5 protein-coding genes are annotated in these 6,304 nt (G+C 41.4%); all 5 read right to left on the bottom strand.

The window, feature by feature from the left end:
* Window positions 1–161: 161 nt before the first annotated feature.
* Window positions 162–956, bottom strand: a complete 795-nt coding sequence (gene pstB, locus BFU02S_RS01890) for a phosphate ABC transporter ATP-binding protein PstB (protein WP_066365833.1) — start codon at window positions 954–956, stop codon at window positions 162–164.
* A gap of 38 nt (window positions 957–994) precedes the next feature.
* Window positions 995–1,882 (bottom strand): phosphate ABC transporter permease PstA, encoded by an 888-nt coding sequence (gene pstA / locus BFU02S_RS01895; RefSeq protein ID WP_066365803.1) that lies wholly within the window; start codon window positions 1,880–1,882, stop codon window positions 995–997.
* Entirely contained in the window at window positions 1,879–2,805 is a 927-nt protein-coding gene (pstC, locus tag BFU02S_RS01900; RefSeq protein WP_066365809.1) for a phosphate ABC transporter permease subunit PstC, read from the bottom strand. The genes pstA and pstC overlap by 4 nt, the downstream gene beginning before the upstream one ends.
* Window positions 2,806–2,953: 148 nt before the next feature.
* Window positions 2,954–3,871, bottom strand: a complete 918-nt coding sequence (locus BFU02S_RS01905) for a phosphate ABC transporter substrate-binding protein (protein ID WP_066365811.1) — start codon at window positions 3,869–3,871, stop codon at window positions 2,954–2,956.
* A gap of 170 nt (window positions 3,872–4,041) precedes the next feature.
* Window positions 4,042–6,129, bottom strand: a complete 2,088-nt coding sequence (locus BFU02S_RS01910) for a peptidoglycan D,D-transpeptidase FtsI family protein (protein ID WP_066365834.1) — start codon at window positions 6,127–6,129, stop codon at window positions 4,042–4,044.
* Window positions 6,130–6,304 lie beyond the last annotated feature (175 nt).

The raw sequence follows: 6,304 nt of genomic DNA on the forward strand, positions 1-6,304 counted from the left end.
ATCCTCCTTGTAGGCATGCGACGAGCTGAACATTTGCCTCTTCGAATGAGCTATGGCGCAGGAGCACATAACGAGGGGCTAGGCTGCTTGTGCTGGACAATTTTCGAATTCAAGATTTTATCCTGTTTAATAAAATAGGGAAACCTCACTCGAGGCCTCCCCTATCCGAATCTTCCTGAAATATAATCTTTTGTTTTCTTTTCTGTTGGATTGTTAAAAATCTTTTTTGTTAGATCGTATTCAATTAAATCCCCACAATAAAAGAAGGCTGTTTGATCTGATATACGTGCCGCCTGCTGCATATTATGTGTCACAATGATGATCGAATAGTCTTTCTTTAATTCAACAATCAATTCTTCTATTTTTGCATTTGAAATGGGGTCAAGTGCCGAAGTCGGCTCATCAAGAAGTAAAACCGCAGGTTTCATCGCGATTGCCCTCGCAATACAAAGGCGCTGCTGTTGTCCGCCTGATAGAGACATAGCTGATTGATGAAGACGGTCTTTGACTTCATCCCATAATGCCGCCTTCTTTAGACTGTCCTCCACAATTTCATCCAGTAAACTTTTCTTTCTTTTTCCGGAAAACTTTAAAGCAAGAGCAATATTTTCATATATAGATTTTGGAAATGGATTTGGTTTTTGAAACACCATGCCGATTTCTTTCCTTAAAGCAACAGGATCAATGGTGTTAGATAAAATATTCACGCCTTCGTACATGATTTCGCCTTCCGCTCGAGCCCCCGGGATTAAATCATTCATTCGATTGATACTACGTAAGAATGTAGACTTTCCACAGCCGGACGGACCGATAAGAGCCGTAACGGCATTTTTTTCGATTTTCATCGAAACTCCGTTCACCGCACGTTTTTTACCGTAAAAAATCTCTAAATTATTCACACTTAAAATCGTTTCAACTGGCAATTGCAAGCTGGATTTATCAGGGATATCCACCATTTTTTTTAAAGCTGTAATCATTTTTTTCACCCTTTTCCTTATTTAATAGCGGTCACTTTCCTATGAATCATCCGGCCAATCAATCGGGCCAATATATTAAAAATTAAGACAGAAATCACTAAAACAGCAGCTGAGCCATTTGCCACTTCTTTGACATCGGGGATTAACCCTTGTGTGTTAACAGCCCAAATATGAACAGCAAGTGTTTCTGCAGGCCGGAAAATATTTAAAGGCGAATTTTGTGAAAAAGGATTCCAATCTGTATAATCTAATCTTCCTGTTGACTGGCCTGCTGTAAACAACAGGGCAGCTGCTTCCCCAAATACTCTCCCGGCGGCAAGGATGGCACCGGTTAATATGGCTGGAAAGGCACTAGGAAGTAAAATTGTTTTGATCGTGTGCCAATGGGTGACCCCTAATGCAAGACCTGCTTCTTTTTGATTGGCCGGAACAGACCGAATCGCATCTTCAGTCACTCTCACGATTACTGGGAGGTTAAAAACGGTAAGGGCCAATGATCCGCCAATAATGGTATATCCCCAGCCAGTTAATGTTACAAAGATTAATAGTCCAAACATACCAATGACAATAGAAGGAAGTGAAGCCAAAACTTCAATACAAGAACGAATCATATTGGTTACTTTCCCTGGTTTGGCGTATTCAGCCATATAAATTCCGCCGCCAACTCCAATGGGAACGGTAAAAATCATTGTAATCAAAAGTATATAAAACGAATTAAATAGCTGATCACGTATCCCCCCACCGGCAAGCAAATTACTGGAAGGAGTCGTTAAGAAATGAACCGAAATATGTTTCATACCGTTAATGAAAACAAAAGATAAAAGACCTGCTAAAACAGAAATAATGACTAGTGCAATGGCGATAAATACAACGGTTGCAATCCGATCGGCAGTTCTTGCACTCATGAAATTTTCCTCCTTGATGATAGGTATCGGATTAGCAGAATAAAGATAAACGAAATGAGAAGAAGTAATAATCCCATTGCCCAGAGAATATTATTTTCAGAACTACCGAATGTCGTTTCACCCATAGAAAGCGTAATGATCGTGGTTAACGTAGCCGAGGGATCGAGCAGGCTATGCGGCAGATCCTTTACATTCCCGATCACCATTTGCACGGCTAAAGCTTCACCAAATGCTCTCGCCATCCCAAGAACAACAGCCGTCAACAAATTCGGAAGAGCAGCAGGAATTAACACGCTCCTAATCGTCTGCCACCTGGTTGCTCCTACGGCATATGCGCCTTCGCGAAGAGAATTGGGAAGTGACTCAAATGCATCTGTAGCAATAGATGTGATCGTTGGCAGGATCATGATCGACAGAACGATCATCCCAGATAGTAAGCTAAAACCCAGCCCGCCAAAAGTCCACCGTACAAATGGAACCAATACCGTTAGCCCAATGAACCCATAAACAACTGAAGGAATGCCTACTAAAAGTTCAATAACAGGCTGCAGAAGTTTCTTTCCCCATGATGGGGCAATTTCTGTCATAAAAATCGCTCCTCCAATCCCAAGAGGTGCAGCGATGAAAGCAGAGAGGAGTGTTACAGCTAATGAACCAGCGATAAATGGGAATGCTCCATATTGCGGGTTTGAGTGATCGGCTGGTTTCCAAGTACTTCCGGTTAAAAATTCTAAGATGCTAACACCATTTTTCGTAAATGATTGCAAACCTTTGAATCCCAGAAAAATCACAATTGATATCGCAGCAAAAATCATGAAATATGCACATGCATAGACAACAATTTTTCCTCTGACTTCCCCATTCGTCCAGACTTTTTTGGACTTTAGCAATTGCTCCTTAGCTAAAGCGGTTTGATCCAACATGAATACACCTCTGAATGAATCGGGTAAACGAAACATCGTTCACCCAATATAGCTTTTTTTCAGCTTTTTTGAATTTCTAAATCTCTTATGAGGACAAGACAGATTTTCCATCCGTTCCTGTCCTCATATACCATACAAGAGGATAAATCTATTTAGTCGTTACATTCCCTTGTGCATCACGCTCTACCTGCATTTTTGTCATAGGCAGGTAACCTTGTTTTGTGACCATAGTTGATTGAACTTCTTTGCTCATCATGAAATCAAGGAATGCTTTTTCAAGTTCTGTAGGTTCTCCCTTTGTATACATGTGTTCGTAAGCCCAAACCGGGAACTTGCCGGACTGTACGTTCTCTGCAGTTGGGGCTACACCATCAATAGAAAGTGGTGTTACTGATTGATCATTCAAATAGGAAAAAGCTAGATATCCAATGGCTCCAGGAGTTTCTGCGATAATCTTTTTCACCGTATTCGAAGCATCTTGAGTAATTCCTTCTGCCGGCTTTGCACCGTCTAGAGCCAATTTATCGAAGATCGCACGAGTTCCAGAAGATTCTGGGCGATTCACTAGCGTAATTTTTTGATCTGGACCGCCAAGCTCTTTCCAGTTCGTGATTTTTCCAGTGAAAACTTTTATTAAATCAGCTTTTTTAATATCTTTAATCCCGACTTTTGGATTTACCGCCGCAGTAATTCCTACAACTGCCACTTTATGATCAGTCAGTCCGGATATATTTTTCTCTTCGGCAAAAACATCTGAGTTTCCAATCTGTACAGCCCCTTGCGAAACTTGGGAAAGGCCTGTCCCAGATCCGCCGCCATTGACTTGGATACTCACTTTTGGATGTTGATTCATAAATTCTTCACCAGCAGCAGATACTAATGGCTGTAACGCAGTTGATCCTGAAATAACTAGTGAACCGGTAAGTTCCTTGCCTTGTGCTGATGAAGCATTATTCTTTCCAGTTTGATTCGTTTTGTCTGTTGATGTTCCGCCGCTGCAGGCTGCCGTGATGATCATTACCGCGGATAAAATGGCTGGAAGACTAAATTTTTTCAAACGTTTCATTTGCATTTTCCCCCTAAGAATCAACTGATTAATTTCCCTTACACAGTTAAGACTACTATCACTCTGTAAAAGGGGTATTAACCAAATGTAAAGAGGATGTAAAGTGATGGTTTAAAAATTGTAAATAGGGGCATAAAAAAACCTGCCTCAAATTGAGACAGGTATTGATCTTACTGACCGCTGCTTTGATTAGCAGTGTTATCAGTTGTATTTGTATTAGAAGTATTATCAGTTGTATTAGTATTCGCAGTATTCCCGCCTGCTGCGCGAGCTTTCTTTAAATTGAAGTAAGCATCCATTACTTGGCGGCCAAGGATATCAGCCAGCGGCGTACCTGTGCCTTCATAAGCCCAAGGTACCAGAACAGCTACAGCCACTTCAGGATTATCGAATGGCGCAAAGCCGACAAGACTTGTGTTAATGACAGGTGTGCCCCACTTGCTTCGATCAGCACCATAATAGAAAGCCTGGGCTGTACCTGTTTTACCGGCAGGATCATATGTGGCACCTCTAAAATAGGAAACTGCAGTACCATCCCCTACCGTCATAACCATATGAAATCCTTCTTGCACCCTTTTAATCCATGATTCTTTCATATCGATTCGATTGAGGACATTTGGTTCAATTTCTTTAATAACCGGGCCGGGCTTGTTACTAGTAGTATCCGGTTCACGGATTTCCTTAACAATATGCGGCTGCATCCGGTAGCCGCCATTGGCAATCGTCGAAACATATTGAGCCAACTGCAGCGCTGTATACGTATCATACTGCCCTATGGCCAAGTCAAGAAGCAAACCTGGTTTTCTCTCAGGTCCTTGAACGCCAGGGGTTTCATTTGGCAAGTCAATTCCAGTCCGGACTCCAAGGCCGAATTCACTAAAATAATTTCGCATTGTATCGAAAGTTTTTAGATTTAAATCCAGCGGCTGATGTGGTACGTAATGACCGCCTGCCATAGCAATCACCGTTTTCCACATATATACGTTGGATGATACTTGGAGAGCTCTTAAGTCATTAATCTCTCCGAAGGTTTTCCATGATTTCTTTGGAGGCGTTCCTTTAATTTCCAGCGGTTCATCCACTTGTGTTGAATTAGGATGAATCGCACCTGTTTGATAACCGGTTAAGATAGTTGCCCCTTTAACGGCAGACCCTACAGCATATGAAGTTGTAAAAGTCCCGAGCGCATCGTCCTGCATTTGTTCTTTACCTGTTTTTTTATCGGTGACAATCTTCTTTCCGACTAATGACAGAACTTCCCCTGTATGTGGATCCATCACGACCACATATGCCCGGTCTAAAAGAGCTGAATTCGGATCTTGCTTTTGTTGCCACATTCCATCTTCGACAATCTTTTCTATTTGCTTCTGGAGATCCATATCGATCGTTAATACAAGATCATCACCCCGTTGACCTTGTTTAACAACTTGCGTTGATATGCCCTTTCCGCTTGAATCTGTCACATTTTTCATTTCAGCCTTTACACCATGCAGAACATTTTCATACTCTTGTTCAATATAGCTTGTTCCGACACGGTCATTCCGGCTGTAACCTTGAGCCAAATACTGCTGTGCCAAATCTTTTGGTAAGCCAGCCTGCTCAGATGATACATCCCCTAAAATGGATTTTAACGTATCGCCGAAAACATAATTTCGTTCCCAGTCTGTCGTCGTATCAACTCCAGGGAGATTTTCCAGATTTTCGCTGACTGCAGCGAATTCTTCAGGACTTACATCTTTATTTTTCACAATTTGCGGGGTCATGGCATATCCACTGTTAAACTGCTTTAGAATTGCAATGACCTTGAGGTCCTCTTGGGAATAGTTTAACTCCGACGCCGGGACTCTTTTCAGCTGCATTTGATAAATTTTCTTACTATCCCATTTCTTTTGTTCAGCTGGAGTAATTAGCTTTTGGGCTTTTTTAGGATTTTTTATGAGCCAATAATCCCTCTTATCCCGGTCGCTGACTTTCGACGTATCAATATTGATCATTTTCGACAGTTTTTCTGCTGTTTCAAGCATTTTTTGCTGGCTTGTATTCTGGGACTTTGTGTAAGTGATTGCATTTAGCGGGGTATTATCGACAATAACATCCCCATTGCGGTCATACATTTTACCGCGGGGCACCGTATTGCTAACCGTAACGGCATCTGTCCGCTGCAATTCCCGCTTATAATCATCACCATATACGATTTGAATGACACCAAGGCGCAATATCAAGGTCGAAAAAAGCAAAAACACGACAAGGAAGATCATATTCAAGCGAAATGGAACATGCGACTTTTTCTTTTTCTTTTCCTTCTTTTTATTCAATCAGAATCCCACATCCTTTACTCAGGGCTTGCAAACAATATCTATTGTATAAGATAAATACGTTTTTTTCTATGAAGAACGCTTGCCAATTTTATCATCGAAATTTAATACTAAAAAA

The organism is Neobacillus fumarioli NBRC 102428, from assembly GCF_001591485.1.
Classification (GTDB): domain Bacteria; phylum Bacillota; class Bacilli; order Bacillales; family Cytobacillaceae; genus Neobacillus; species Neobacillus fumarioli.

Excerpts from the sequence above, each read along its gene's own strand:
- pstB (WP_066365833.1), bottom strand. The coding sequence starts at position 956 with ATGGTGGATATCCCTGATAAATCCAGCTTGCAATTGCCAGTTGAAACG.
- BFU02S_RS01905 (WP_066365811.1), bottom strand. The coding sequence starts at position 3,871 with ATGAAACGTTTGAAAAAATTTAGTCTTCCAGCCATTTTATCCGCGGTA.
- pstA (WP_066365803.1), bottom strand. The coding sequence starts at position 1,882 with ATGAGTGCAAGAACTGCCGATCGGATTGCAACCGTTGTATTTATCGCC.
- BFU02S_RS01910 (WP_066365834.1), bottom strand. The coding sequence starts at position 6,129 with ATGATCTTCCTTGTCGTGTTTTTGCTTTTTTCGACCTTGATATTGCGC.
- pstC (WP_066365809.1), bottom strand. The coding sequence starts at position 2,805 with ATGTTGGATCAAACCGCTTTAGCTAAGGAGCAATTGCTAAAGTCCAAA.